21 protein-coding genes and 3 pseudogenes are annotated in these 25,212 nt (G+C 60.7%); 18 read left to right on the top strand and 6 right to left on the bottom strand.

Annotation, left to right across the window (positions count from 1 at the left end):
- Window positions 1–120 precede the first annotated feature (120 nt).
- The 9 genes and pseudogenes from H0V34_10905 to H0V34_10865 all read left to right on the top strand — a co-directional run bounded on the left by H0V34_10905 (window position 121) and on the right by H0V34_10865 (window position 11,037).
- Window positions 121–339 carry a hypothetical protein gene (locus tag H0V34_10905; GenBank protein MBA2492173.1) on the top strand — a complete coding sequence of 73 codons (219 nt, stop codon included), beginning with the start codon at window positions 121–123 and terminating at the stop codon, window positions 337–339.
- A 5-nt stretch (window positions 340–344) separates the two neighbouring features.
- Window positions 345–965, top strand: a complete 621-nt coding sequence (locus H0V34_10900; protein ID MBA2492172.1) for an NYN domain-containing protein — start codon at window positions 345–347, stop codon at window positions 963–965.
- Between the two features lie 10 nt (window positions 966–975).
- A pseudogene (locus tag H0V34_10895) lies at window positions 976–3,994 on the top strand (DUF1156 domain-containing protein).
- A gap of 60 nt (window positions 3,995–4,054) precedes the next feature.
- Entirely contained in the window at window positions 4,055–4,303 is a 249-nt protein-coding gene (locus tag H0V34_10890) for an STAS-like domain-containing protein (GenBank protein ID MBA2492171.1), read from the top strand.
- Window positions 4,304–4,389: 86 nt separating this feature from the next.
- On the top strand, window positions 4,390–4,674 hold the full coding sequence (locus H0V34_10885; protein ID MBA2492170.1) for a type II toxin-antitoxin system RelE/ParE family toxin: 285 nt from the start codon (window positions 4,390–4,392) through the stop codon (window positions 4,672–4,674).
- 11 nt (window positions 4,675–4,685) lie between these two features.
- Complete coding sequence (locus H0V34_10880; protein ID MBA2492169.1) at window positions 4,686–5,012, top strand: HigA family addiction module antidote protein; 327 nt, start codon at window positions 4,686–4,688, stop codon at window positions 5,010–5,012.
- A gap of 23 nt (window positions 5,013–5,035) precedes the next feature.
- Window positions 5,036–8,384: pseudogene (locus H0V34_10875) on the top strand (ATP-binding protein).
- Between the two features lie 294 nt (window positions 8,385–8,678).
- On the top strand, window positions 8,679–9,983 hold the full coding sequence (locus H0V34_10870) for an acetamidase/formamidase family protein (protein ID MBA2492168.1): 1,305 nt from the start codon (window positions 8,679–8,681) through the stop codon (window positions 9,981–9,983).
- A 313-nt stretch (window positions 9,984–10,296) separates the two neighbouring features.
- On the top strand, window positions 10,297–11,037 hold the full coding sequence (locus tag H0V34_10865) for a peptidase (GenBank protein MBA2492167.1): 741 nt from the start codon (window positions 10,297–10,299) through the stop codon (window positions 11,035–11,037).
- 1,584 nt (window positions 11,038–12,621) lie between these two features.
- On the opposite strand, the gene H0V34_10860 is transcribed toward H0V34_10865, so the two are convergent.
- Window positions 12,622–13,494: a hypothetical protein gene (locus H0V34_10860; GenBank protein MBA2492166.1), complete on the bottom strand. Its 873-nt coding sequence runs from the start codon at window positions 13,492–13,494 to the stop codon at window positions 12,622–12,624.
- A 265-nt stretch (window positions 13,495–13,759) separates the two neighbouring features.
- Window positions 13,760–14,092, bottom strand: a complete 333-nt coding sequence (locus H0V34_10855) for a transposase (protein MBA2492165.1) — start codon at window positions 14,090–14,092, stop codon at window positions 13,760–13,762.
- Between the two features lie 89 nt (window positions 14,093–14,181).
- On the opposite strand from H0V34_10855, the pseudogene H0V34_10850 reads away from it, so the two are divergent.
- From H0V34_10850 to H0V34_10840, 3 genes and pseudogenes are all read left to right on the top strand, one after another.
- Window positions 14,182–14,918 (top strand): annotated as a pseudogene (locus H0V34_10850) (transposase).
- Window positions 14,919–15,161: 243 nt separating this feature from the next.
- Window positions 15,162–15,437 carry a ribbon-helix-helix protein, CopG family gene (locus H0V34_10845; protein ID MBA2492164.1) on the top strand — a complete coding sequence of 92 codons (276 nt, stop codon included), beginning with the start codon at window positions 15,162–15,164 and terminating at the stop codon, window positions 15,435–15,437.
- Entirely contained in the window at window positions 15,428–15,757 is a 330-nt protein-coding gene (locus H0V34_10840; protein MBA2492163.1) for a type II toxin-antitoxin system PemK/MazF family toxin, read from the top strand. Before H0V34_10845 ends, H0V34_10840 begins: the two co-directional genes overlap by 10 nt.
- A gap of 306 nt (window positions 15,758–16,063) precedes the next feature.
- On the opposite strand, the gene H0V34_10835 is transcribed toward H0V34_10840, so the two are convergent.
- The 4 genes from H0V34_10835 to H0V34_10820 all read right to left on the bottom strand — a co-directional run bounded on the left by H0V34_10835 (window position 16,064) and on the right by H0V34_10820 (window position 20,056).
- The gene (locus H0V34_10835; protein ID MBA2492162.1) at window positions 16,064–16,984 is read right to left on the bottom strand and encodes a transglutaminase family protein; all 921 of its coding nucleotides are present in this window, start codon (window positions 16,982–16,984) and stop codon (window positions 16,064–16,066) included.
- Window positions 16,981–17,520 carry a hypothetical protein gene (locus tag H0V34_10830; GenBank protein ID MBA2492161.1) on the bottom strand — a complete coding sequence of 180 codons (540 nt, stop codon included), beginning with the start codon at window positions 17,518–17,520 and terminating at the stop codon, window positions 16,981–16,983. The genes H0V34_10835 and H0V34_10830 overlap by 4 nt, the downstream gene beginning before the upstream one ends.
- Window positions 17,521–17,621: 101 nt before the next feature.
- Window positions 17,622–18,602, bottom strand: coding sequence for an alpha-E domain-containing protein (locus H0V34_10825; protein MBA2492160.1), 981 nt, complete (start codon window positions 18,600–18,602; stop codon window positions 17,622–17,624).
- A complete protein-coding gene (locus H0V34_10820; protein MBA2492159.1) occupies window positions 18,596–20,056 on the bottom strand; it encodes a circularly permuted type 2 ATP-grasp protein in 1,461 nt (486 codons plus the stop codon). The genes H0V34_10825 and H0V34_10820 overlap by 7 nt, the downstream gene beginning before the upstream one ends.
- Window positions 20,057–21,026: 970 nt before the next feature.
- On the opposite strand from H0V34_10820, the gene ureA reads away from it, so the two are divergent.
- From ureA to ureG, 6 genes are read left to right on the top strand one after another with little or no spacing between them, the layout of a single operon-like run.
- A complete protein-coding gene (ureA, locus tag H0V34_10815; GenBank protein ID MBA2492158.1) occupies window positions 21,027–21,329 on the top strand; it encodes an urease subunit gamma in 303 nt (100 codons plus the stop codon).
- Between the two features lie 9 nt (window positions 21,330–21,338).
- Window positions 21,339–21,644: an urease subunit beta gene (locus H0V34_10810; GenBank protein MBA2492157.1), complete on the top strand. Its 306-nt coding sequence runs from the start codon at window positions 21,339–21,341 to the stop codon at window positions 21,642–21,644.
- A 2-nt stretch (window positions 21,645–21,646) separates the two neighbouring features.
- Window positions 21,647–23,350: an urease subunit alpha gene (gene ureC / locus H0V34_10805; GenBank protein MBA2492156.1), complete on the top strand. Its 1,704-nt coding sequence runs from the start codon at window positions 21,647–21,649 to the stop codon at window positions 23,348–23,350.
- Between the two features lie 3 nt (window positions 23,351–23,353).
- Entirely contained in the window at window positions 23,354–23,833 is a 480-nt protein-coding gene (gene ureE, locus H0V34_10800; GenBank protein ID MBA2492155.1) for an urease accessory protein UreE, read from the top strand.
- 24 nt (window positions 23,834–23,857) lie between these two features.
- On the top strand, window positions 23,858–24,520 hold the full coding sequence (locus H0V34_10795) for an urease accessory protein UreF (protein ID MBA2492154.1): 663 nt from the start codon (window positions 23,858–23,860) through the stop codon (window positions 24,518–24,520).
- A gap of 22 nt (window positions 24,521–24,542) precedes the next feature.
- Window positions 24,543–25,160, top strand: a complete 618-nt coding sequence (gene ureG / locus H0V34_10790; protein ID MBA2492153.1) for an urease accessory protein UreG — start codon at window positions 24,543–24,545, stop codon at window positions 25,158–25,160.
- Window positions 25,161–25,212: the final 52 nt, after the last annotated feature.

The raw sequence follows: 25,212 nt of genomic DNA, 5'->3' as shown, positions 1-25,212 counted from the left end.
GAAAATACCCGTTGCGGAACAAGAATACTAACTGTGGTTTGCGTTTTTTCGGATATGACGTTCGCGTGAAGTAGGGCGAGTGCCGCGTCTCGTTAATTCGCACAAGCCGGAAACGGACAAATGCGACAAATAAAGAAACTTATCGAAGTCGCCCTGCCGCTTGACGCCATCAACAATGCCGGCGCGCGCGAAACTGACTGCGCGGGCGGAGGCGCCAGCGTGACGGGGCGGAAAAAAGAAACGCCCCTTTCGGGGCGTCGGGCCGACGATACTATCGCCAGTGGGGTTATGAACCAGATAGTAATGCTGCGGCGCGATGAATTCAAGGGCAAGGGATAATCCGAATGCAGCGGGTGATTGTCTATGTCGATGGGTTCAACCTCTACTACGGGCTCAAGTCAAAAGGATGGCGACGTTACTATTGGCTTGATCTGCGTCGCTTGGCTGAAAATCTGCTCCTGCCCAATCAGCGCTTGGTGGCGATGCGCTACTTTACCGCCCGCATCTCCGGCCTCGCCGCGGGCACCGCCAAGGTCAAGCGCCAGGCGACCTTCCTGGAGGCGCTCGAAACTCTGCCAGACCTCTACATCTACTACGGACACTATCTGGCGAAAACGCGCCAATGCTTTAAATGCGGCGCGACCTGGAATGCCCATGAGGAGAAGATGACCGACGTCAATATCGCAGTGGAGATGCTCGGCGACGCTCACGACAATGCGTTCGATACCGCGATGATTGTCTCGGGTGACAGCGATCTCACGCCGCCGGTTTGTGCCATCCGTAACGGCTATCCTGACAAACGCGTTGTCATCGCCTTTCCGCCAGATCGAAACTCTGTTCAATTACGCAAGGCAGCGACGGCGGCATTGCGAATTGGCCGCAAGACATTCAAGGACAGCCAGTTTCCGGAAAGCGTTCCGAAGCAGGATGGATTTATCCTCCGGCGGCCCGTCGAGTGGAATTGATAAGCGAGCGATGAGCATCCCCAAAGCGTCCAAGAAACTCATCGAAGTAGCGCTGCCGCTAGAGGCCATCAACACTGAGTCGCTGCGAAGGAAACAGAAGGCGCCGAAGGGTTGGCCTACCTCATTTCATAAATGGTGGGCCCAACGGCCTTTGGCGGCAGCGCGGGCGGTGATTTTCGCACAGATGGTGGATGATCCATCTGAATACGCGGAAACATTGCTGAGCGATCCCGACAGAAAGCGCGCGGCAATGCGGGAACTTCGTATTCGGCAAAAGGCATGGGACGAACGCAAGGCCAACCAGGACGAGGCGTTTCGTCAGGGCGACCAGTCGAGTCCCGATCCGGGGCCGGAGCCCACACTGCGGGAATGCGCGGCGGACATCGAGCGGGAGCGTTTGTTCGAGATCATCCGTCAGCTCGTGTTGTGGGAGAACACGACCAACGAGTCGGTGCTGCAGGCGGCGCGTGCCGAGATCTGGCAGAGCTGGCGCCGCGCCTGCGCCGAGAACGCCGATCACCCCCGCGCCAAGGATCTGTTCGACCGGAAAAAGCTGCCCACCTTTCACGACCCATTCGCCGGAAGCGGCAGCTTGCCTATCTCTGCGCAGTGGATAGGTCTCGAAAGCTACGCCAGCGAGCTAAATCCGGTAGCAGTGCTGATCAATAAGGCGATGATCGAGATCCCGTCGCAATTTAAGGGTCATCGCCCGGTAAATCCAACGTCGCATGCAGACGTAGCGAGCAGCGGAAGCTGGAAGGGCGCGACAGGTCTTGCTACAGACGTGCGCTACTACGGCCAATGGATGCGCGATGAGGCCGAGAAGCGCATCGGGCATCTGTACCCGAAGATCGAGGTGATGGCCGAGATGGTGGAGGGTCGCCCCGACCTGAAGCCGTATGTGGGAAAATCTCTCACCGTGATCGCCTGGCTTTGGGCGCGTACGGTGAAGAGTCCGAACCCGGCGTTCGCCGGCGTCGATGTGCCGCTGGCATCGACCTTCATGCTCTCGACCAAGCCGGGCAAAGAGGCGTATGCCGAGCCGGTGATCGAAGGCGGCGGCTATCGCTTCACTGTGAAGGTGGGCTAGCCGAAGGATGCGGAGGGCGCGAAGAACGGGACGAAGCTCTCGCGCGGCGCGCACTTCGAGTGCCTGATGTCGGGCACGCCGATCGCGAGCGAGCACATCACGCGGAGGCGAACGCCGGGCGCATGGGCGCGCGGCTGATGGCGATCGTGGCCGAAGGCGACCGCTGGCGGGTCTATCTCGCACCGACGCCGGAGCACGAGGCGGCGGCGCGCAAGGCGAAGCCGGAGTGGAAGCCGGAGGTCGCGATGCCCGAGAACCCGCGCTGGTTCTCGCCGCCGCTTTACGGCCTGAAGACCTACGGCGACCTCTTCACTCCCCGCCAGCTCGTTGGGCTGACGACCTTCTCCGATTTGGTGCAGGAAGCGCGCGAGCGCGTGAAGCACGACGCGCTCGCCGCCGACCTGTCCGATGACGGCAAGCCCCTGCGTAATGGTGGCACCGGCGCCGTCGCCTACGCTGAGGCAGTAAGTATCTACTTGGCGTGCATAGTTGATCGGATGATCTATTATGGATCGAGCCTGACCACGTGGCTGCCCAAAGACAACGCTCTACGGGACTGTATGCCGCGCCAAGCGCTAGCGATGACGTGGGACTTCGCGGAAGGAAGTCCGATCGGAAAGTCTAGCGGTGATGTGTCCACATGCTGCCGGGCGGTCGCAAACTACCTTGACATCGCAACTCCATTTGCCTTCGGATGGGCTGCTCAGTCGGATGCGCGGAGGGAATTCAACGGCACTCGTGCGCCAGTTGTTAGCACTGATCCACCTTACTATGACAACATTGGCTATGCGGATCTGTCGGACTTCTTTTACGTTTGGTTACGCAGTTCGCTGAGAGAAATATTTCCCAATTTGTTCGCTACGGTTGCCGTCCCTAAGGCCGACGAGCTAGTAGCTACCCCATACAGACATGGGGGCAAGGAAAAGGCGGAGGCCTTCTTCCTCGACGGTATGACCCGGGCAATGCGCCGCCTCGCCGAGCAAGCGCATCCAGCGTTTCCTATAACGATCTACTATGCATTCAAGCAATCCGAGGATAACGGTGATGACGGCGTCGCCAGCACTGGGTGGCAAACATTTCTTACAGCTGTGATGACTGCGGGGTTTGCGATTTCCGGCACTTGGCCGTTGCGGACCGAAGGGCAAGGTCGAATGATTGCTTCTGGCACCAACGCGCTTGCCTCCAGCATCGTCCTCGTCTGCCGCGCGCGCGCCGCCGACGCGCCCACCGCCACGCGTCGCGATTTCGCCAACGCGCTCAAAGCTGAGCTGCCTCCTGCGCTCGTCCATCTCCAGCGCGGCAACATCGCGCCGGTGGATCTGGCGCAGGCCGCTATCGGCCCGGCATGGCGGTCTATACGCGCTACGGAAAAGTTCTCGACGCCGAAGGCAAGCCGCTCACAGTGCGCGAGGCGCTGGCGCTCATCAATCAGACCCTCGACGAGACGCTTGCCGAGCAGGAGGGCGACTTCGACGCCGACAGCCGCTGGGCGATTACGTGGTTCGAAGAGAATGGCTTCGCAGAGGACGAGTACGGGCGCGCGGAGCAGCTCTCTAAGAGCAAGAACACCAGCGTCGATGGCATGAAAGACGCGGGAATCCTGGCCTCGAAAAGTGGTCGCGTTCGGCTGCTCAAGCCCGATGAACTGCCTGATGAGTGGGACCCGGCGTCGGACCTGCGTCTCACGGCGTGGGAGACGGTGCATCGGCTCATTCGTGCCCTCGAAGCTGGTGGCGAAAGCGCCGCCGCTGAGCTTGTCACGAAGCTCGGCGTGAAGGCCGAGGTTGCTCGGGAGCTGGCCTACCGCCTCTACACCCTCTGCGAGCGCAAGAAGCGCGCGGCCGAGGCGTTGTCCTACAACGGTCTGGTGCAAAGCTGGCCCGAGATTTTGAGGATGGCCCAGATGGACCGCGCTCCGGAGCAGGCTGCTTTGATCTGAACTGTGAATGCGAAAACTCGCACGACGGTACTCTTGCGCTCCGCGCAGCACGAAGGCCAGATGCTTGTCTCACGTGCGGAAGCAAAGCGAATTGCCAGTCGATTGGAATGCTTAGAGGAGGTTGTGCTGGACTTCGATGGTGTGGCCGCGATCGGACAGGCATTCGCGGACGAGCTGTTCCGTGTGTTCGCGGCGGTGCATCCGAACATCCGCATTACGCCGGTCAATACCGCGCCGGCTGTCGATCAGATGATCCGCCGTGCCGTGGCGGCGGGCGCCGCGCAAAGCGGTCCGGGCGCGCACTCGTAAAGGAGCATAGCGGCGACCTGACACGCGGCTTCGCATGACCTGTCGTTACGCTTGACGTAACGCCTAAACAATCGCTATGCTGGAACATGATCGCCAACTTCCGCGACAAACGCACGCGCGAATTCGCGGCCGGTAAGCACATCAAGGCGTTCTCTGGATTCGCCCGCCAGGCGGAAATGAAGCTAGATCAGCTCGACGCGGCGGCGTCACTGAAAGACCTCGCGGTTCTTCCCGGAAATCGATTCGAAGTGCTGAAAGGCGATCGCAAGGGTCAGTACAGCATCCGTATCAACGATCAATGGCGGGTCTGCTTCGAGTGGCCGGACCGCTCGCCCGGTCCGATTAACGTGACGATTGTGGACTATCACTGAGGAAATACACCATGGCACGCAGCGCGATTCATCCCGGAGAGCACCTCGCCGAACAGCTCAGAGAACTTGGCATGAGTGCGGCCGAGCTCGGCCGCCGACTTGAGGTCCCGACGAACAGGATCACGGGCATCCTGAACGGTCAGCGTGCGATAACCGGCGACAGCGCGCTGCGGCTGGCGCATTTCTTCGGCACCAGTCCTGACTTTTGGCTCAATCTGCAGAAGATCTACGAACTGCGCGTCGCGGAAGCGAAGACGGGCGTGGCGATCCGGCGCCTCCCGAGGCTTGGGCAAAACGAAAAGTCCGAGACGCCCAGAAGTCATCGAAGAGCGGTCTGAAGCCCGCAGCCCTAAGGAGAAACATGGCGATCACCAACCAGGAGCGCATCGGCAAGGCGATGGAGCTCCTACGACAAGGCCTCGCGCCGTTCGTAGAGCGCGAGTTCAACAGCGTGCATAAGTCCAAAGGCGTTTCGGAGGCGCTGCGCTACATGGGCGAGGATCGCATGGCCGCCAAGAAGCCGCTCGCGGAATGGGATGTGGCGGCGCTGCTCAAGCTGATGTGGGAGGCATGGAACGCCGTCTTCCGAAACACGCTCGGGCGCGCCGAGCGTTCGCTCGTGCAGGAGCTGCGCGATTCGCGCAACAAGTGGGCGCACCAGGAACCGTTCTCCAGCGACGACGCCGACCGCGCGCTCGACTCCATGGCGCGCCTGCTCACCGCGGTCTCCGCCTCCCAAGCCGACGAAGTCACCAAGATGAAGATGGAGCTGCGCCGCCTCACCTTCGACGAGCAGGTGCGAGGCGAAAAGCGCAAGGCCGGCGGGTCGCTGATCGAGACCGGCGCGGTCAGCACGCTCAAGCCTTGGCGTGAAGTGGTCACACCGCACGCCGATGTCGCCAGCGGCCGTTACCAGCAGGCGGAGTTCGCCGCCGACCTCTGGCAGGTGCACCTGGGCGAGGGCAGCGACGAGTACAGGAAACCCGCGGAGTTCTTCCGCCGCACCTTCCTGACCGAGAGCCTGAAGCGCCTGCTCGTGGGCGGCGTGCGGCGCATTGCCGGGCAAGGCGGCGATCCGGTGGTGCAGTTACAGACCAACTTCGGCGGCGGCAAGACGCACTCGATGCTGGCGCTCTATCACCTCTTCTCGGGCGTGAATCCGAGCGAACTCGCGGGCGTTGATGCGGTGCTGGCCGAGGCCGGCGTCAAGACGCTGCCCGGAGCGCGGCGCGTGGTGCTGGTGGGCAACAAGATCTCGCCCGGCAACCCCGTCACCAACCCCGACGGCACGGTAGTGCGCACGCTCTGGGGGGAGCTCGCGTATCAACTCGGCGGCAAAAAGTCGTTTGCCCGGATCGCAAAGGACGACGAGAAGGCGACCAGCCCCGGCGACGTGCTGCGGGAGCTGTTCGTCGAATACGGCCCTTGCCTCGTGCTGGTCGACGAATGGGTGGCTTACGCGCGCCAACTCCACGACCAGAGCGACCTTCCCGCCGGCAGCTTCGAGACGATGTTCACTTTCGCGCAGGCGCTGACAGAATCCGCGAAGCTCGCCAAGAACTGCCTGCTGGTCGTGTCGCTGCCGGCCTCGGACACCGCGGGCTCGCCGCACACGGCCACCGATGACGTGGAGGTAGGCGGCATCCGCGGGCGCGAGGCCGCTCGACCGGCTGCGCAACGTGGTCGGCCGTGTGGAGTCATCGTGGCGGCCCGCTACCGCCGAAGAGGGCTTCTAGATCGTCCGGCGGCGGCTGTTCGAGCCGCTCCCCGGGCCGGACGCGTTCAAGCAGCGCGACGTGACGGCGCGCGCGTTCTCGGATTTGTATCATGCCCAGAGCGCGGAGTTTCCGCCCGAGTGTCGAGGCGGCGACTACGAGAAGCGTATCCAGGCCGCCTACCCGATCCATCCGGAGATCTTCGACCGGCTTTACACTGACTGGTCCACGCTGGTGAAGTTTCAGCGCACGCGCGGCGTGCTGCGCCTGATGGCCGCCGTGATCCATAGCCTGTGGGAGAAGGGAGCCCGCAACCCGCTCATCCTGCCCTCGACGATTCCCATTGACGATGGGCGCGTTCAGTCGGAGCTGACGCGCTATCTTTCCGACAACTGGGCGCCGATCATCGAGAAGGATGTGGATGGGCCGAGCTCGCTGCCGCTCAAGATCGACAGCGAGGTACCCAACCTCGGCAAACTGCATGCGACGCGGCGGGTGGCGCGCACGATATACCTCGGCTCGGCGCCGACGACCACCGCAGCGCACCGCGGTCTCGAGGACCGGCGTGTGAGGCTCGGCTGCGTCATGCCCGGCGAATCGCCCGCTGTTTTCGGCGACGCGCTGCGGCGGCTGGCGGCGGCGGCGACCTATCTCTATCACGACGGCCCGCGAGCGTGGTATGCGACGCAGCCCACCGTGACCAAGCTCGCGGACGACCGCGCCGAGCAACTCAAGCGCAACCCGGACCAAGTGGCGAATGAACTGGATGCGAGGCTGCGCGCCGACCTGAGGAAGACTGGCGACTTCTCGCGCATCCATCCGTTGCCGCGATCAAGTAGCGACGTTCCGGATGATCTCGAAGCGCGCCTCGTGGTGCTGCCGGCGGAGCATCCGTACAGCAAAGAGCCCGGCAGTCCCGCCGAGATTGCCGCGAAGGCAATCCTCGAAACGCGCGGCAACACACCGCGCCTCTACCGCAACACGCTCGTCTTCCTCGCCGCGGACCGGGTGCGGCTGCAGGATCTCGACGAGGCGTTGCGCAAATATCTCGCGTGGTCATCAGTTCTGGCGGAGAAGGATACGCTCAACCTCGACCCGCACCAGGTACGGCAGGCCGAGACCCAGAAGCAGGCGGCCGATGGCGCAGTGACGGCGCGTCTGCCCGAGACTTACCAGTGGGTGCTGGTGCCCGAGCAGAAAACGCCGCAGGCGGACGCGGTGTGGGAAGCGGTGCGCCTAACGGGATCCGACGCGCTTGCTGTCCGCGCGAGCAAGAAGCTGCGAAACGACGAACTCCTCGTTACGAGCCTCGGCTCAACCATTCTGCGCAAGCATCTGGACGACGTGCCCCTCTGGAATGGCAACAACGTTCCAGTGAAGCAGCTCGCCGAGCACTTCGCGCGCTATCTCGATCTGCCGCGTCTGGGCGGCACAGAGGTGCTCGTGCAGGCCATTCGGGACGGTGTGTCGCTGCTCACCTGGCAGTCCGACGCATTCGCGTATGCCGAAAGCCACGATGAGGCGGCCGGCCGATACCGTGGCCTGCGAGGCGGACAGATCGTGAGTGTGTCGGCAGATTCGATGGGTCTATTGGTGAAGCCGGATATCGCGCAACGGCAAATGAGTGCCGAAGTTCCGCCATCAGCAACTCCTGGTGCGGTTGGTGAGGGCGCTGGTTCTGGAGCGGAGAGACCTACCGATGCGAACGGCTTGCTCGGTCGGGATGGCGAGGGAGCTTCGGGATCGAATGTGGCGGCCCAGCCGCGCCGCTTTCATGGAACAGTGGCTCTCGCTCCAGATCGAGTCGGGCGTGATGCAAGCCGGATTGCTGATGAGGTGATTGCTCATTTATCGGGGCTGGTTGGCGCCGAGGTTCGCGTGACGATCGAAATCGACGCGACGATTCCGTCGGGCGCATCCGACCAGGTCGTTCGGACAGTTACCGAGAACAGCCGGACCTTGAAGTTCACGAGCCAGGGGTTCGAGAGTGAGTAGGCATCTGGAGCAGATAGATTCACCGCGCTAACTCCGCGCAATAGTAACGGGCGCCCGCATCAGGAAAGCGCACCATTGCGCAGCCCACGCCATAAGAGTGCGCGATCGGCCGGCGTCGATGCGCCGGCCGACCCTGACGTTAGTCCACTATCAACCGTTTACCGTCTTGCAGGGTGCATGGCATGTCCGTTGCACTAGGTGCGATGGCCGACGTGATTTGCGATATCAAGCCTGCGCGCCTCGGATATGCGTCAACCCGGATCGGTAGCGGATTGCCCTTGGCAGGAGAACGTCATGTGCGTTGATAGCGAGAAGTTTTCATCAATGGAGGTGGCCGTAGAGTCCGAAATCAGCGCGCACCGCCAGATGCCGGCATCCGACGCGCCCGGATTGTCCCGAAACGCTTTGCAGCGTCGAGATTTTCTGCGCCGCTCTGGCGCCCTGATCGGCGCGGGTTCACTGGGCGTCGCGTTCACGGGCGCTCAGGCCGCCGTCGCGCTACCCGCCCCTCCCACGCAAAGTCGTAGGGCTGCGATTGCGGAGGCCAAGCGTCGCGCGCCGGGCGCTACGTCGCACTATGTCCGCTCCGACAATCCCGAGCTGTTGCGCTGGGGCTTTTTGCCCAACCGCGACGCCAAACCCGTCCTGACGATCCGCTCCGGCGATATCGTCACCCTGGAGACGATATCGCACGAAGGCATGTTGCCCGACCAAGGCGATCCCCGGCAGTTCTTTCCCGCCAATGGCATTCCGGTGACGAAGATTCTGGAGGATCAACTCAAGGTATTTCTCACCTATGGTCTGCCGCAAGGGCCGGGGCCGCATGTGATTACCGGACCGGTCGCCGTAGAGAGCGCGGAGCCGGGCGACATCTTGGAAGTCAAAACGCTTTTCATCGAACCGCGCGTCGATTACGGCGTGAACTCCGCCCGTCACGGCAAAGGCTCGCTGCCCGAAACCTTCCCCACTGGCGGCCAACTGTATTACGGCAACGTGCTGCGTCTGGATTACGTTCGAGGCGTAGGGCAGTTCCCGGCAGGCCGTAATATCCAGGTGCCGCTCGCACCGTTTATGGGCATCGTTGGCGTCGCGCCCGACGCCACCGGGATTATCAATTCGGTTCCGCCGCGGCGCTATGGTGGCAACATGGACATCAAGCGCCTGTCCCGCCCGGGCACGACCACGTTTTATCCGGTGCAGGTGCCAGGCGCGCTGCTGTACACGGGCGACGCCCACGCGGCGCAGGGCAACGGCGAGGTAAGCCTGACCGCCATCGAAACATCGCTGACCCCGACCTTTCAGATCATCCTGCACAAGCGCGCGAGCCTGCCCAACGACCGGGTGCCGTTGCTCAAGAACCCGTTCGGAGAAACGCCGGATGCACACATCGTAACGGGCCTCGACAAAGACCTGGACAGTGCGATGCGCGAAGCCGTGCGCGAGTGTGTTTCGTTCCTTCAGCAAACCGCGAGTCTGTCGCCCGATGACGCCTACTCGCTGGCCTCAATCGGCGTTGATTTCGAGGTCTCGCAGGTCGTGGACATCAACAAGGGCGTGCACGCCGTGATTCCGAAGGCGCTGTTCGCGGGCGGCGCGTGAAACTCGGATTTGACGGTGGACTCGGGCAGCCGCAGCGATGTTCAGCGCTGCGGTCGTGTTAACGTACGGCACTGCTTATTGGCATTCGGCTCATCGACGGCGGTTAAAAACTTTACGTCGCGCCGATACGTCGAAGCCTTGCGTCAGGGCGCCGTCCGCAAACGCATAGATTTGCGGCGCCACGACTGATGACTTGGCGTCGGTGCATTTGTGGTGGACAATGAGCGCGTCGATGTGCGTCGGAGTTTCCATTGAGTTATCACTGCGAGAAAGACAAGCTGCTGCTCTTCAAATCCGCGCAGGTCACCAATAAATGACTTACTGCGTCGCCATCAAGCTTGATGCGGGAATGCTGTTCGCCTCTGACTCGCGCTCCAACGCAACCGTCGACAATTTCGCCAAGTTCTGCAAGATGACGGTGTTTGAGCGGCAGGACGACCGCGTGCTGGTAATGCTGAGCTCGGGCGGTCTGGCGGGCACGCAGGCGGTCATAAGCCTGCTCCAGCAACGCGCCAGGACGGAAGACGCGGCGAATTTGTATACCGCGTCCAGCATGTTCGACGTGGCTCAACTGGTCGGTGACGCCATGCGCGATGTGGATCGTCGTGATGGCAAGTATCTTGCGCAAAGCAAGCTCAGTTTCAACGCCTCCTTTCTGCTAGGCGGGCAAATTAAGGGTGAGGCGCCACGCCTGTTCCGGCTTTATGCGGAAGGCAATTTCATCGAGGCGACCTGGGACACGCCTTTCTTTCAAACCGGCGAGACCAAATACGGAAAACCGGTACTCGACCGCGTCATCACGCGCGAAACAAGTCTGGACGACGCCGCCAAGTGCGTGCTGGTGTCTTTCGACTCGACCATGAGCAGCAATCTCTCCGTGGGTATGCCCATCAATCTCTTATGTTACGAACGGGACAGTTTCGAAGTGCGCAAGCGTTGCCGCTTTGACGAGGGAGATCCCTATTTCACCGCGCTCTCCCGCGAATGGTGCGAGGGCACGCGCCGCGTGTTGGCGGAACTGCCGGAGCTAAACTGGCTAGAACATTCATCCTGAGAATGCTTATGATAAGTCGCCAGCGGCTAAGACTAGGCAGGCCGCGTAGAGGCGGCGCCTTCTTGAGTCAGCGACTGATGAGCCAACCCACGCGCACGGCGCAGCCTACAGTTGCTGGTAAGCGCAGGCAGTAATCCGAGCGATGCCATGCTGCGGAACACCCGCAAGGGGCTTCCGCCCTACGCGAGCTTGGATGCTTGTCGTAACGTTTCATGCGCAGATGGACAAGAAGGCAATTGACAACATTCGACTCGTCCTGCATTAGTGCCGGCCCTTGGAAAACAGCCGCTTTTACGCCAAAATCGGGAAGCCTAGCAGGCGAACGACGCGAAGCCGAACCAAGAAGCAGACCGCCGCGAGACCACAGCACAGACTCGGCGCCGGCTCCTAGGGAATTGGCGATATGAGATCGCGAGTGTGGAACGACGGGAAAAACCTGAACCTGGCGCCTTTGATTCCTTCAGCTCAGCGAGCAGGTCACCGGATTCCAAGACTTCCTTCCGATCGCGCCCGGCCAAAGGCTACACGCATTGGGTACAATTTGCGCTGTAGCCGACCCCCTTAAAACGATTGATTCGCCCAAACACTCGTGGCCGCATTCGCAGTTGCATGGACGACTATCTCTATAGGTAGCAGCATCGCCAGCGGCGCCTGCTCGCCGACGCGAGAATTGTGGTTATAGGCTTTAATAGAGCTTACGGGTACCCGGGTCGTTGAAATCTAAAGCTGTACCAGTATCTTCCGTGCTCGATGGGCTCGTAACCTTTAGCACTCAGTTCGCTTATCAATTCTTCCACCTCGGCTCTTCGCTCAGGAGTCTCAATAATGGCTTGGCCATTTTGTATGCGAATGGCCTCTGCCTCGCGGATCCACGTTCCGCCGCCGGAACTTGCAATTGGCTTCGTGTCTGTTCTTCCGTTTGCGGTTGCGCCGAAGTAGAGAGCAACACCGTAGGCTACGTATAATGGAGTCGCGATAATCTCAATTATTTCTGGAAGTTCTGCCTTCTCGGTTGCCTTGCATTGTTGCAAAGGGACGGATTCAATGAACCACCCGTGACACTCAGAGGAAGAAAGGTATGTTCGATATTTGCCCGTTTGAATTTGAAATTTGCTAATGTCCTGGCAGCAATACGGTGCGGCTGCGGCATCCTTCGGAATCACTATTAACGTACTGGCAAGCACTACGGAGGCACAGATTAATAGACTAATAAAGCGAGTCATCATGCCTTGCTCCTCTAACGACTATTCAGTGGTATCCGGAACAGCAACTAACGTTCACCCTAACGCATCTTGCTGCGGGTGCGGCGGTGAATAATGCGAGAGGTTGACCGGCCGCAGAAATCTCCTACTTAGGCCGGCGTGATCCCGTAGTTTCCGCGGGTGTTTACCTGCTCGCCCCCTTCCACCAGCTTCCATTCCACAGTCGCCCCTTCAAGCGCACCGTCAGGCGGCATATCGAAGTCAAGCCCCAGTTGATTGAGCATGGGACGCAAACAATTTGCGAATTGTCCGCTGCCCGTATCCAAGCGTACCTTGGCGGTCAGTTCGCGCCGCTCACCTCGTTGGCGCCCCTTGACACGCTTCAAGGGGGGTTGGTCATGTTGATATCGACATCGAACGCGGCGTACGTCCAGATCATCTTGGTATAGGCGAGAATGATATTGGCACGGGCCAAGAAGATGCCGTACTTCTTCAGCGCGCTCATCCCGCTTTTTTCGAGGTAATCGCGGAGTGTATCGGAGAGCGTGGTAAAAAAGAGCGCGACCTCGTCCGGCATGGGCGCCAGGTCCCCCTCCCAGGTACAGCCAGGTAGTGTCGGCCTGTTGGATGGTGTCGGTGGCGATGTTGCTTGGGCGAGCTGCGGCGGCTGGTTCAGCACGCCAGGTCTTAACCAACCTGGGCCGGCGGCCACTTCGATCTGCTGAAATATGCTTGACATTGTGCTAGCGGCAGCGCCATGCGGCGCTTCTGGTTGTCTTCGGATACGGTTGGCCAGGCTGCGCAAATCATTGGTCAGGCGCTGTAGAACAAAGACAGTCTGTATGGCGTCGAACCGGATCGTGTTGGGATTGACTGGCTTGAGCAAGTCGTAAGGTTCCGATGCATGACGACCGAGTTCGATGATGAAGTTGGCCCAAAATCGTGGGGCTGGTTCCGAGCCATGGGCCTGAGCACGAATGTCGTCTAGGAGTTGATCAGCCAAATGTAGGTGCGCCGGTTCAGGCATGATCTTGGTCAAGAGCCGGGCAAGGTCGGCGAATGGCACCGACATGCCGTTGTGCGCTAACTGCGCCATCACGTCCACTTCCCAGAAGTGAAGGGGAGGACCTTGACCGTGTGGGGTCTGTATGAGGTTTCCATCGCGCCCGCGTAATACGAAACCCGCCTTTAGCAACGCCTCCCGCAGCGCGGGCACGACGTTATCTCCACCGCCATACACCTTTTCAGCCAGCATGGCTGCCGGTGCCTCGGCCGCGGAGGCTATCGGCAGATTGGGTAATGACGGACTTGGGATCGCGCTCGCTGCGGGGGGCGGGACATTGGCCGGCGTGGATTGAGGGGCCGGCGCGGGCAACGGATAAGGTATGGGTAGTATGGGTGGGGCGAGGCTACAGCCGGCAATTAGAAGACCGAAAAGAAGTGCAAACACGATACTCGCGCACGTTGCATGGCGGCGCCTCGAGGGTGTCAGAAATCTTGTGTGTGAGCCGGTTGTTTAATCAATCGGTGATGATGAAACGCTCCTCGAACTGAATTTCGAGTTGTGCCTTGGCCGCATGCCAGGCGATGGGTGGATTCTTCCATTGCGCGGTGACATACCGCAACGCCAACCAGATCAGTTTAATCGCTGCCTCATCGCTGGGGAAATGCCCTTTGTTGCGAATGCTCTTGCGCACCTGACTGTGCAGGCTCTCAATGGCGTTGGTGGTGTAGATGATCTTACGCACCTCGGCCGGAAATGCGAAGCACGGAATGACCTGTTCCCAGTTGCGCTGCCAGCTCTTAGTGATAGCCGGATACTTTTGTCCCCACGGCCCGACGTCAAACGTCACCCGTTCGTGGCGTGCAGCCTCGGCATGGTCGGCCCGAAGTTAAAGGGGCCAAAGGGACCAGGCTCAAATATTTATAATAGACCGCGCGCATGCCACGACGCGCCCGCGTTCATCTGCCCGGTGTTCCCTTGCACATTGTGTAGCGTGGGCACAACCGCGAGCCCTGCTTCTTCTGCGAGCAAGACTACGCCGCTTACCTGTACTGGCTGGGCAAGGCGCTCAACGAATGCGGCTGCGCGCTCCATGCCTACGCTTTGATGACCAACCATGTGCACTTGGCTGCTGACGCCGCGGGAGGCAGCAACCGTGCCGAAGCTCATCATTTCTCTGGGATGCCGCTATGTTCAGTACATCAACCGCAGCTATCGGGGTACCGGCACCTTGTGAGACAGCCGCTACAAAGCCCTCCGCCGTGCAGGCGCAGTGTTACCTGCTGACCTCTGTCAGCGTTACATTGAACTTAACCCTGTGCGGACCGCGATGGTGGACGATCCGGCCCACTATCGCGGCGCAGTTACTGGAGTAATGCGCCGCGAGAGACCGATCCCCGGCTCACGCCTCACCCGCGGTACCAGTCGCTTGCCGGCAGCGGTAAAGGCGACAATCCGCTTATCGCGCACTCTTTCGGACAGCACTGGATCGAGAAGCGATTGATGACATCCGCCTGGCTTTGAACCAGAATCAGCCCATTGGTAACGAGCGATTTCTCCCCAGGATCGAGAGAATGACCGGCATCCGTCGCGAGGCTCGGCCGCGCTGCAGGCCTCGGCTGGAGCCGGGTGCTAAGAGTGCCGCAATGGAGGGACAGGGAGAGCCGGGGTTGTGAGAATATTCGAGTCTGGCCCCTTTTGATCCCTCTTTTGTAGCGGTTGTCGGTAGGTGAGATATCCTGATCGCGATAAATGGTATCTCCCAGTAAAAGCCCGGTCTGCGCATGGACAGTATCTTTGCAAGCCTAGGAGTTGCTGGCCGAGCTGGTGGACGAGGTGGAGCGGTTGCGGGCGGAGCATGGCGAGCCTGAGTAGCGTGCGCTACAATCTGCGGTACATCGATTCATGGAGTTACGCCGATGTCCCAGTCCAGCACCAGCATCCGTTTGCCCCGCGAGCTGCGCGAGGAGCTCGCGCGGCACGCCAAAGCGGCGCACAAAAGCCAGACTGCGGTGCTGGTGGAGGCGTTGCGGGATTATCTACGGCGCCACGATCGCGCCGCCTTGCAGCAACTCGTCGACGAAGAGGCCGAGCGCATGAACGCGGCCGACCGCCAACATCCGGATTACGAGCTTTATTTGCGCGGCGGCGAAGACCCGTGGGTCGATGATGAAAAGGGCGAGTGGTGGCCTTAGTCATCCGCCGCGGCGACGTTTTTATCGCTCAGTTTTTCAAGGATACGGCACGCCTGGGCGTGGTGGTGCGCGCCGATATCTGGCGCAAGAGCGATAACGTCACTCTCTGTCAACTGACCAGCTCCGATGAGCATTTCAATTTGGCGCGTACGCGGGTGAAGGTGCGTGATCGAGCAGGCGCCGGAACCGTGGAAATGGTGGTTGAGGTGGATCGCTTGCAGACTTTGCCGATCACTCGCATCGGCAAATATGTAGACCATTTGGCCATCTCTGAAATGCATGCCGTCGACGCAGGCCTGCGGTTGTGGCTGAATCTGTGAAGGAGACCCGCGTAACGAACCCATCGGCCATATCGATTGCCCCCGGTCTGCGACTGGGTAGCGTGCGCGGTGAAAAGCTCGAAGAAGGGCAAGGCGTACGTGGTGTGCGATATCCATCGAGGTCATCGACCTCCCTGCAGGATATTTCACTACCGTCGCCCCTGAATGTTTGCGATTGATATAGTGAGCCTGCTGCTTGAAGAGCGGCAGACCGAACAGTGGACGTCTGTCGATTCGTCAACGCTATTACGCTTGATCCCCAGCCACGCGGTAAAGTCACAGGATGGAATCGATACTAGCGGGTCGCTATCTCGCCAGCCTCAATTCCACCGAGCCGTCCAGCCGTTTGGAAAGATCGATCGGGTCGCCGATGCGCACCTGGGCCGGGTCGATCTGATACGCCCATACCTCAAAACAAGTTAGAGTCGCCTGACCGAAGATGGTGGCGAAGGCGCCGTCGATGGCGTCCATGCCATGGGCGATTTTCACGCGCCCTATGCGTGGCTCGTTGTAGCGGGCGTCAAAGGTATGCCAATAGCCGCCGAGGTACACCTCGAAGTATGCGTGAAAATCCATGGCGGACCCTGGGTCAGGCACACCGATGTCGGCGATGTGCCCTGACACGTAGCGGGCCGGTAGATTGAATGCCCGACACAAGGCGACACCCACATGCGCCAGATCGCGACACACGCCGAAACCGCGATCCACCACATCCTTTGCTGAAATGAATGGACTGCCCGAGCCGAACCGATATTCGATGTTGCGGTGCACCCAATCGCAAATGGCGCGCGCCTGCTCAACGCCATTGGGAACTTGGCCGAATTTTGTCCAGGCGAAGTCCATCAGCTTGTCCGAATCACAGTAGCGGCTAGGCAGTGTGTAGCGCAGCACCGTGGTCGGCATGCGTTCCACGGGAACCCGTTCGCTCGGCAATCCGTAGTTATCTGGCGCCTGCGGTACCGAGATAACCGCGTCGTGCAGGATCTCATTGCGCCCCGGGGGTAAAGTCAGGCGGTAGACGACGTTACCGTGCGTATCGTGTAGCTGTTCGGTGGGCAGCAACCGGCCGAAGACAAGCCTCTCATCACGAATGACTTGACGCGTCGCCAGGCGGGGTTTGAGATTCAGAAGAAGCAGCGTCGGTACAGTGGTCTCGTAGGTAAGCGCGCAGCCCACGCGCACCGTAAGATCCAGAGGTGGATGTACAGGCGCAAGCAGGGCGCTCATGCGCGTGATCCGCTGACGGTAGAACAGTGCCGGGTATTCGTCAACGCGCGCTGTAGTGCCTGCGCGATCAACGCCCGAAGCGCTCGCCAGGAACGTCCCATGCGGACGTGTTTTTGATTGATTTCCACCTCGATACCGACATAGGCGGCCGGTGGATAACGTCGCCGTAAATGCGAGGTCAGGCCGCCGGCTTTGCCTTGGCAAGGACAATTCCGGCGCACCTTTAAATGAGGCGCCTTCGCCTGGAGACAACCCTGCCACTGCCGGCATAATTCTACTTCGCCCGTGCGGTGAGGGTCATAAAGCAAGCCGATATCGGCGTTTCGCAGTTGCCCATCAAGCTCAGGCGTGAAACTGCGGGAGGAGATGATGTGAACCACCCGTTTTCTGGCCAGCTCCCAAGCCATCACGAGCGCGCCTATATCGTAGCCACGGTGCGTGCGTAACAAGGCGCCATAGCCCTGGAATAACTTGACGTAGGGAACAGGGATGCGATTGCCGCCATGCTCGCAGGTTATCAGGAAGTCGGTTACCAATGATTGCGAAGGCTCCTGGGCTACGCAACGCCGCTCACCGTCGTAGCTCGGCTGCACAGAGCGCCGCTCGTTACATGGCTGTGTGTGCCATTCAGGTCTAGTCATGGCTGGTGGCGCTCGCGTCTGCGGCCCTTTGGCCGCTGTGAAAAAAAGGTGTCGAAGACCGCACCGCTGGCCCGATTGAGCGCCGCCTGCAGGTTATCCAGATATTCGTGCAGGCCGCCAGCGATGATCTCGTCCACCTTCGCGTAGTTCAACTCCGCCGCGAGGCGTCCCAGCGCCCGTTCGGCGGCATTGCCGAAGCTGCCTGGCGGCGAGCCGCTGATAACACGCAAGCCGCCTTCAGCCTGCATGACACAATGACGCACGGCGCGCGGAAAGTCCTGATCCAGCAACAGGAAGCCGACGATCTTGGCGGACGACAATTGCCGATAGCGCTTGCGATACATCTCGTTGGCGCTGGCCGATTTGAGTAGCGCCGCCCACTGGATATTGTCGAAGGCCCCACCCACTTCCGAGATGTCTGGCAGCAGGATGTAATACTTCACGTCGAGGATACGCGAAGTCTTGTCGGCGCGCTCCAGCAGGCTTCCCACGCGCAAAAAATGCCACGCCTCGTCATGGGACATGATGGCGTCGGCGATGCCGTTGAACAGATGACTTTCCAACTTCACCCGCGCATAGAATTCGTTGTGCGCGGGTAATGCTTCCGAGTCACGGGCCGCATCACGCACCATGTGGTAATAGGTATTGAGCTGTTCCCACATTTCGGAGGAAATGATTTCGCGCACGCGGCGCGCATTGTCCCGCGCCGCGGTGACGCAGGACAAGATGGAGTTCGGGTTGGCCGGATCGAAGGTGAGAAACCAGATTACGTTGTCGCGAGTCGGTGTCTTGTAGCGTTCGGCGAACAGAGCAGCGTCGCCGGACGTCTGCACCAGTGGCGCCCATTGCTCTTTGTTGGCGGTTTCGGCCAGGTCCAGCATGAGATTCAGGTTGACGTCTACGATGCGCGCCACGTTTTCCGCGCGCTCCAGATAGCGACCCACCCAGTAAATCGAATGGGCAACCCGACTCAGCATTGTCCACCGTGCGTGCTCGGTGCGGCAAACTGCACCCACGTATCTTTGCTGCCTCCGCCCTGGGAAGAGTTGACGACCAGCGAGCCCTTCCTGAGCGCCACCCGGGTCAGGCCGCCGGGCAGCACGTAGAGGTCTTCGCCGTACAGCGCGTAGGGCCGCAAATCCACGTGCCGTCCTTCGAGATGATCGCCCACCAGCACCGGCGCACGGGACAGCGCCAGGGTGGGCTGAGCGATGTAGTTGCGCGGCGCGGCCCGGATCAGCCGTACGAACTGCTCCCGCTGAACCGCGCTGGCATGCGGGCCAACCAGCATCCCATAGCCGCCTGATTCATTGACCGGTTTCACCACCAGTTTGTCCAGATTGGCGAGGACATGTTCGCGCTCCTTGTCGTCGCTGCACAGATACGTAGTTACATTGGGCAGAATGGGATCCTGATCCAGATAGTACTTGATAATTTTAGGTACGTAGGCATACACGGCTTTGTCGTCGGCGATGCCGTTGCCCGGAGCGTTGGCGAGCGCCACCCGGCCGGCGCGATACACGTCCATCAGACCGCGCACGCCAAGCATGGAATCGGCGCGGAACGTGAGCGGATCCAGGAAATCGTCATCAATGCGCCGATAGATTACGTCCACCTGTTTTAGGCCGCGCGTGGTGCGCATGTGAACATGGCCGTCGGCGACGGTGAGGTCGGGTCCCTCGACGAGCTCGACTCCCATCTGCTGCGCCAGAAAAGTGTGCTCAAAATAGGCGGAATTGAAAATCCCGGGGGTCAACACGACGACCGTCGGATCGTTGGTCGCCGATGGCGCCAGGTGTTGCAGCATGCGCAGCAAACGATCGGGATAGTCATCCACCGGCCGCACCCGCATAGCCGCGAAGACCGAGGGAAAGATACGCTTGAGTATGCGCCGGTTCTCCAGTACGTAGGAGACGCCGGAGGGACAGCGTAGATTGTCCTCCAGCACGTAGAGACGGCCTTCGCCATCTCGCACCAGATCGCTGCCGGTGATGTGGCACCAGACTCCACGCGGTGGATTGATCCCGACGCAGGGCGCACGAAACGACGCTGCGGAGCGAATAAGCTCCGCCGGGATCAGCCCGTCCTTGAGTATCTTTTGCGCGTGATAGATGTCTTCAACGAACAAATTCAGCGCCGTGATGCGCTGCTTGAGTCCGCGCTCGATGAGATCCCATTCCGCAGCTGGAATGACTCTCGGAATAAGGTCGAACGGGATAATGCGCTCGGCGCCTTCTTCCGCGCCGTAAACGCTAAAGGTGATCCCTAGCTGAAACATGGCGGCCTCAGCAGTTTTCTGGCGTGCGGCAAGGCTTCCGACCGGCAACTCCTCGATCCGTCGAATCAATAATTCGGCCTCGGGCCGCGGTTTTCCGTCGGCACCCAGCAACTCGTCGTAGAAACCTTCGTTTTGATAGGCATCGAAATTCATGACGGCGCTGATGCAACTAAAGCCATGCGTGACGGGCGTTGATTCGAATCTCCGGTTGATGCGGCACGCAACGCCTGCAACGCGGCTCTAAATTTTGCCAAATTACCGTCAACCGCCAGTCTGCGAAGCGCATAACGATAAGGTTAAACGCTGCCCCGCCCTGCAAGATCTCACGGCTATCGTCCATCTCGGAAATTCTGGCCGGCAGTTGGGTGGGATCTTTCCAAGCTCTCACCCACGCCGATCCCACAGCCTGCAAGCTGCGCGGCGCCAGCTGTACAGGGACTTGCGGGTAAGTCATATTTGCCTCCTGAATAGCTAAATGTGCGCTGCTGGTGGTTACTCGAGACCGTTAGCGAAGGGCGGTGCGTTTCATGCCTGATTTACCGAGTCGATCCGCTCGCAGGGCGATACGCAAGCGATTCATCTTCCATACCATCCTGGCGTTCGGGACATGCCCAGGATGTGCGCGTCTCGTAGAGATCTCTTGCGCAGGTCCGGGGGTATACGTAACTCGTTCTTCAGCTTAAGAGAATTGCTGTATTACCTCATCCGGGGAAATCCGCGTGGAGCCTGACATCTGCCTGATGTGAGGGCGCATAGAGTTTCGCTTCCGCCCTGTTCGAGTACATTGCCGCTTGCGAGCGCGACGTATTGGTGCAGGGGCACTAGCTACGCCACCTTCACCGGCTTCGGACAATCGACCCGGTATGCGCCCATGAGATGAGCCGAGGACTTGAGCCGCGGGTGGCATAGCGACGACATCAATGTCTTCTTGACCGGACTCGGCGCGTCTCTTGCACCGGCTGGAACGAAGCAATCCAGACTAATCCCGCACAAACTTCATATATAGACTGTTGCGCGATTCCGGCGCTCGTGGTTTGATCGAATTGGGTTTGGTCGGCTCGGGTTTTGACCGGTGAATCCAGATCATGACCGTAGCGATTGATCGACAGAGGAGCTTCGAAAGATGGATTTGTCGCCGCGCGAAAAAGACAGGCTGCTGATCTTCACCGCCGCGCTACTGGCGGAGCGCCGGAAGGCGCGAGGTGTCAAGCTCAATTATCCGGAGGCGGTGGCTTTTATCAGCGCCGCCATCATGGAAGGCGCGCGCGACGGACGCAGTGTCGCGGAGCTGATGGCGCGTGGCCGGACGCTGCTCAGCGCGGACGACGTGATGGAAGGCGTGCCGGAGATGCTGCCGGACGTACAGGTTGAAGCGACCTTTCCCGACGGCACCAAGCTGGTGACCGTGCACGATCCCATCCTGTGAGGTGCGGTCATGATTCCCGGTGAAATCCGTGCCGCGGCGGGCGATATCGAAATCAATGCCGGCCGCGCGACCTTGCGCGTGAACGTCGCCAATACCGGCGACCGGCCGATCCAGGTCGGCTCGCATTATCACTTCTTCGAGACCAATCCCGCGCTGGATTTCGATCGCGAGCCCACATGCGGTTATCGCCTGAATATCGCGGCGGGTACCGCCGTGCGCTTCGAGCCCGGTCAGTCACGGGAGGTAGAACTGGTGGCCTATGCCGGCAAGCGAGAGGTTTACGGGTTCAACGCCAAAGTCATGGGGGCACTGTAGTCATGGCGCGCATCGGCAGACAAGCCTATGCCGAAATGTACGGCCCCACGGTCGGCGACCGCGTGCGACTGGCCGACACGGAGCTCTGGTTGGAAGTCGAAGAGGACCGGACCGTTTACGGCGAAGAGGTCAAGTTCGGCGGCGGCAAGGTCATTCGCGACGGCATGGGCCAGAGCCAGCAAGCGAGCGGTGACGCCGTGGACCTAGTGATCACGAATGCGCTTATCGTCGATTACTGGGGCATCGTCAAGGCGGACATCGGCATCAGGCACGGCCGCATCGCCGGCATCGGCAAGGCCGGCAATCCGGATGTACAACCCGGTGTCGATATCGTCATCGGGCCGGGCAGCGAGGCCATCGCCGGCGAGGGCCAGATCCTTACCGCGGGCGGCATCGACGCGCATGTTCATTTCATCTGTCCGCAGCAGATCGATGATGCGCTGATGTCCGGCGTCACCACCATGCTTGGCGGCGGTACGGGTCCCACCACCGGCACCAACGCGACTACGTGCACGCCCGGTGCCTGGAATATTCAACGCATGCTGCAGGCGGCCGAGGCGTTTCCCATGAATCTTGGATTTCTGGCCAAGGGAAACGCGAGCCTGCCCGACGGTCTGACCGAGCAGATCGAGGCCGGCGCGATGGGGCTGAAACTGCACGAAGACTGGGGCACCACACCCGCCGCAATCAACTGTTGTCTGAAGGTCGCCGACGCGCACGACGTCCAGGTAGCGATCCACACGGACACCTTGAACGAATCCGGCTTTGTGGAGCAGACGCTGGCCGCCTTCGAAGGCCGCACCATCCATACCTATCACACCGAAGGCGCCGGCGGCGGGCACGCGCCGGATATCATTCGCGCCTGCGGCGAAGTCAACGTGTTGCCTTCCAGCACCAACCCGACGCGGCCGTACACTGTGAACACGGTCGATGAGCATCTGGACATGCTAATGGTGTGTCATCACCTCGATCCGGGCATCGCTGAAGACGTGGCCTTCGCCGAATCGCGCATCCGCCGGGAAACCATCGCCGCGGAAGATATTCTCCATGACCTAGGCGCGTTCTCGATGATCGCTTCGGACTCGCAGGCCATGGGCCGCGTGGGCGAGGTCGTCATCCGCACCTGGCAGACCGCGCACAAGATGAAAGTTCAGCGCGGCAGTTTGTCTCCCGATCCCGCGCATCACGACAATTTCCGTATCAAGCGTTACATCGCGAAATACACCATCAATCCGGCGATCACGCACGGCATCACCCATGAAGTCGGCTCGGTGGAGGTTGGCAAGCTCGCCGATCTGGTGTTGTGGAAACCGCCGTTTTTCGGCGTCAAACCCAGCCTGATTCTCAAGGGTGGTATGATCGCGGCCGCGACCATGGGCGACCCCAATGCTTCCATTCCGACCCCGCAACCCGTGCATTTCCGGCCCATGTTTGGCGCATGCGGCGGCGCGCGCTCTGCCACCAGCATGACCTTCGCGTCGCGGGCGGCGGCCAATGGCAAGGTGGCAGAGCGTCTGCAACTGAAGCGCATGCTCGGCGTGGTGCACGGATGCCGCGCGTTGAGCAAGCGCGACATGATCCACAACGATTACCTGCCGCATATCGAAGTCGATGCGCAAACCTACGAGGTACGAGCCGACGGCGAGTTGCTCACCTGCGAACCCGCTTCGGTGTTGCCTTTGACGCAGCGCTATTTCCTGTTTTGATCCATGCTCAAGATCACCCAGCACGTCAGTAACGAGGGCCAACCTGACGACGTGACGGTAACGCTCACCTTCGACCAGCGACAGCGCAGCCGCGCGCGGGTGGAACTGGACGATGGCAATGAGGCGGCCCTGTTTCTGCCACACGGCACGGTGTTGCGTGATGGCGATCTGCTGATCGCGTGCGAAGGCGACCGCATTCGGGTACGCGCCGCGGCGGAGCCGGTTTCCACGGTCAGCATCGACGACCCGGTGGCGCTCGCCCGTCTCTGCTACCACCTCGGCAATCGCCACGTCGGCCTGCAGATCAGTCGCGTGTGGATTCGCTATCAACACGACCACGTGCTGGACGACCTGGTGCGCAAACTCGGCATGAACCCGACCCAGGAATCCGCGCCTTTTGAACCCGAGTTCGGCGCTTACCAATCGCACTCGCGCGGTTCGTCCGCATTGAGGCCCGGGCACAGCGTCGCGCGCAAGCCGTGATGAGCGCGCACACGACTTAAGGCATTGACTATCGATCTCGCGCTGCTGCGACTGCTGCAACTGTCCAGCGCCGCGTTGCCGGCGGGGTCGTTCGCGTATTCTCAAGGCATGGAGTGGGCGGTGGAAGCGCGTTGGGTAACCGACAGCGATTCGACCGGCGATTGGCTGAGCGGCCAGATGACCACCACAATGCGTCATGTCGATGTACCGCTGCTGGCGCGACTTTACGAGGCCGACACCGACACCGCGGGAGACCTGGATCAGATTGTATTCGCCTGCCGCGAGACCGCGGAATTGCGCGCTGAGGAACACCATCGCGGGCAGGCCTTGCTGCGCGTGCTGCGCACGCTGTTACCGGATGCCGTGAACGGCTGCGCGAATCGGCCCCGCACGAGTTTCGTCGCGGCCTTTGCGCTGGCGGCGCGCTGCTGGAACATCCCGCGCGACGACGCGCTCGCTGGCTATTTATGGAGCTGGCTTGAAAATCAGGTGCTCGCGGCCATCAGGCTCGCGCCAATCGGACAAATCTCGGGCCAGCGACTGCTGGTCAGTCTGAGCGAGTACATACCCGCGGTCATCGCGGCCGGAGTGGCGTGCGCGGATGCGGACATCGGTACGTCCGCGCCAGGGATCGCGATCGCCAGTTGTGCGCACGAGTCACAGTACACGCGCCTGTTCCGATCCTGAACATCACATAAGGAACAAATGCATGAAAGATGTTGACCAGGTACTGCGGATCGGCGTCGGCGGCCCGGTCGGTTCCGGCAAGACCGCGCTGGTGGACGCGGTGTGCAAACGCATGCGCGGGTCTTACGAGATCGCGGTGGTCACCAACGACATCTACACTAAAGAGGATCAGGAATTTCTGATCCGCAGCGGGGCGCTGGGCGCGGAGCGCATCTTCGGCGTCGAGACCGGCGGCTGCCCGCACACCGCTATACGCGAGGACGCGTCGATCAATCAGGTGGCGGTCGACGATCTGATCGGCCGGTTTCCGCAAGTCGATTTTGTCATGATCGAAAGCGGTGGCGACAATTTGAGCGCCACATTCAGCCCGGAGCTCGCCGATCTGACGATTTACGTGATCGACGTGGCCGCCGGCGACAAGATCCCGCGCAAGGGCGGGCCCGGCATCACCCGCTCAGACCTGCTTGTGATCAACAAGATCGACCTGGCCGAGCATGTAAATGCATCGCTGGAGGTCATGGATCGCGACGCACGCAAAATGCGCGGCGCGCGCCCGTTCGTGTTCTCCAATCTTAAGACCGGCGAGGGGCTAAACGAGATTTGCGATTTTATAGTGACTGCGGGAATGCTGAGCACGTAACACAGGCACGACATGTTCGCCGCCCGGACGAATAGCTTGCCTTAACCAGGCG

Source organism: Gammaproteobacteria bacterium (assembly GCA_013696315.1).
Classification (GTDB): Bacteria; Pseudomonadota; Gammaproteobacteria; order JACCYU01; family JACCYU01; genus JACCYU01.
Note: the sequence above shows the minus strand (reverse complement) of the source record. Positions and strands in the feature narration are given on the sequence as shown.

Excerpts from the sequence above, each read along its gene's own strand:
- H0V34_10905 (MBA2492173.1), top strand. The coding sequence starts at position 121 with ATGCGACAAATAAAGAAACTTATCGAAGTCGCCCTGCCGCTTGACGCC.
- H0V34_10900 (MBA2492172.1), top strand. The coding sequence starts at position 345 with ATGCAGCGGGTGATTGTCTATGTCGATGGGTTCAACCTCTACTACGGG.
- H0V34_10890 (MBA2492171.1), top strand. The coding sequence starts at position 4,055 with ATGCTTGTCTCACGTGCGGAAGCAAAGCGAATTGCCAGTCGATTGGAA.
- H0V34_10885 (MBA2492170.1), top strand. The coding sequence starts at position 4,390 with ATGATCGCCAACTTCCGCGACAAACGCACGCGCGAATTCGCGGCCGGT.
- H0V34_10880 (MBA2492169.1), top strand. The coding sequence starts at position 4,686 with ATGGCACGCAGCGCGATTCATCCCGGAGAGCACCTCGCCGAACAGCTC.
- H0V34_10870 (MBA2492168.1), top strand. The coding sequence starts at position 8,679 with ATGTGCGTTGATAGCGAGAAGTTTTCATCAATGGAGGTGGCCGTAGAG.
- H0V34_10865 (MBA2492167.1), top strand. The coding sequence starts at position 10,297 with ATGACTTACTGCGTCGCCATCAAGCTTGATGCGGGAATGCTGTTCGCC.
- H0V34_10860 (MBA2492166.1), bottom strand. The coding sequence starts at position 13,494 with ATGCTGGCTGAAAAGGTGTATGGCGGTGGAGATAACGTCGTGCCCGCG.
- H0V34_10845 (MBA2492164.1), top strand. The coding sequence starts at position 15,162 with ATGTCCCAGTCCAGCACCAGCATCCGTTTGCCCCGCGAGCTGCGCGAG.
- H0V34_10835 (MBA2492162.1), bottom strand. The coding sequence starts at position 16,984 with ATGAGCGCCCTGCTTGCGCCTGTACATCCACCTCTGGATCTTACGGTG.
- H0V34_10825 (MBA2492160.1), bottom strand. The coding sequence starts at position 18,602 with ATGCTGAGTCGGGTTGCCCATTCGATTTACTGGGTGGGTCGCTATCTG.
- H0V34_10820 (MBA2492159.1), bottom strand. The coding sequence starts at position 20,056 with ATGAATTTCGATGCCTATCAAAACGAAGGTTTCTACGACGAGTTGCTG.
- ureA (MBA2492158.1), top strand. The coding sequence starts at position 21,027 with ATGGATTTGTCGCCGCGCGAAAAAGACAGGCTGCTGATCTTCACCGCC.
- H0V34_10810 (MBA2492157.1), top strand. The coding sequence starts at position 21,339 with ATGATTCCCGGTGAAATCCGTGCCGCGGCGGGCGATATCGAAATCAAT.
- ureC (MBA2492156.1), top strand. The coding sequence starts at position 21,647 with ATGGCGCGCATCGGCAGACAAGCCTATGCCGAAATGTACGGCCCCACG.
- ureE (MBA2492155.1), top strand. The coding sequence starts at position 23,354 with ATGCTCAAGATCACCCAGCACGTCAGTAACGAGGGCCAACCTGACGAC.
- ureG (MBA2492153.1), top strand. The coding sequence starts at position 24,543 with ATGAAAGATGTTGACCAGGTACTGCGGATCGGCGTCGGCGGCCCGGTC.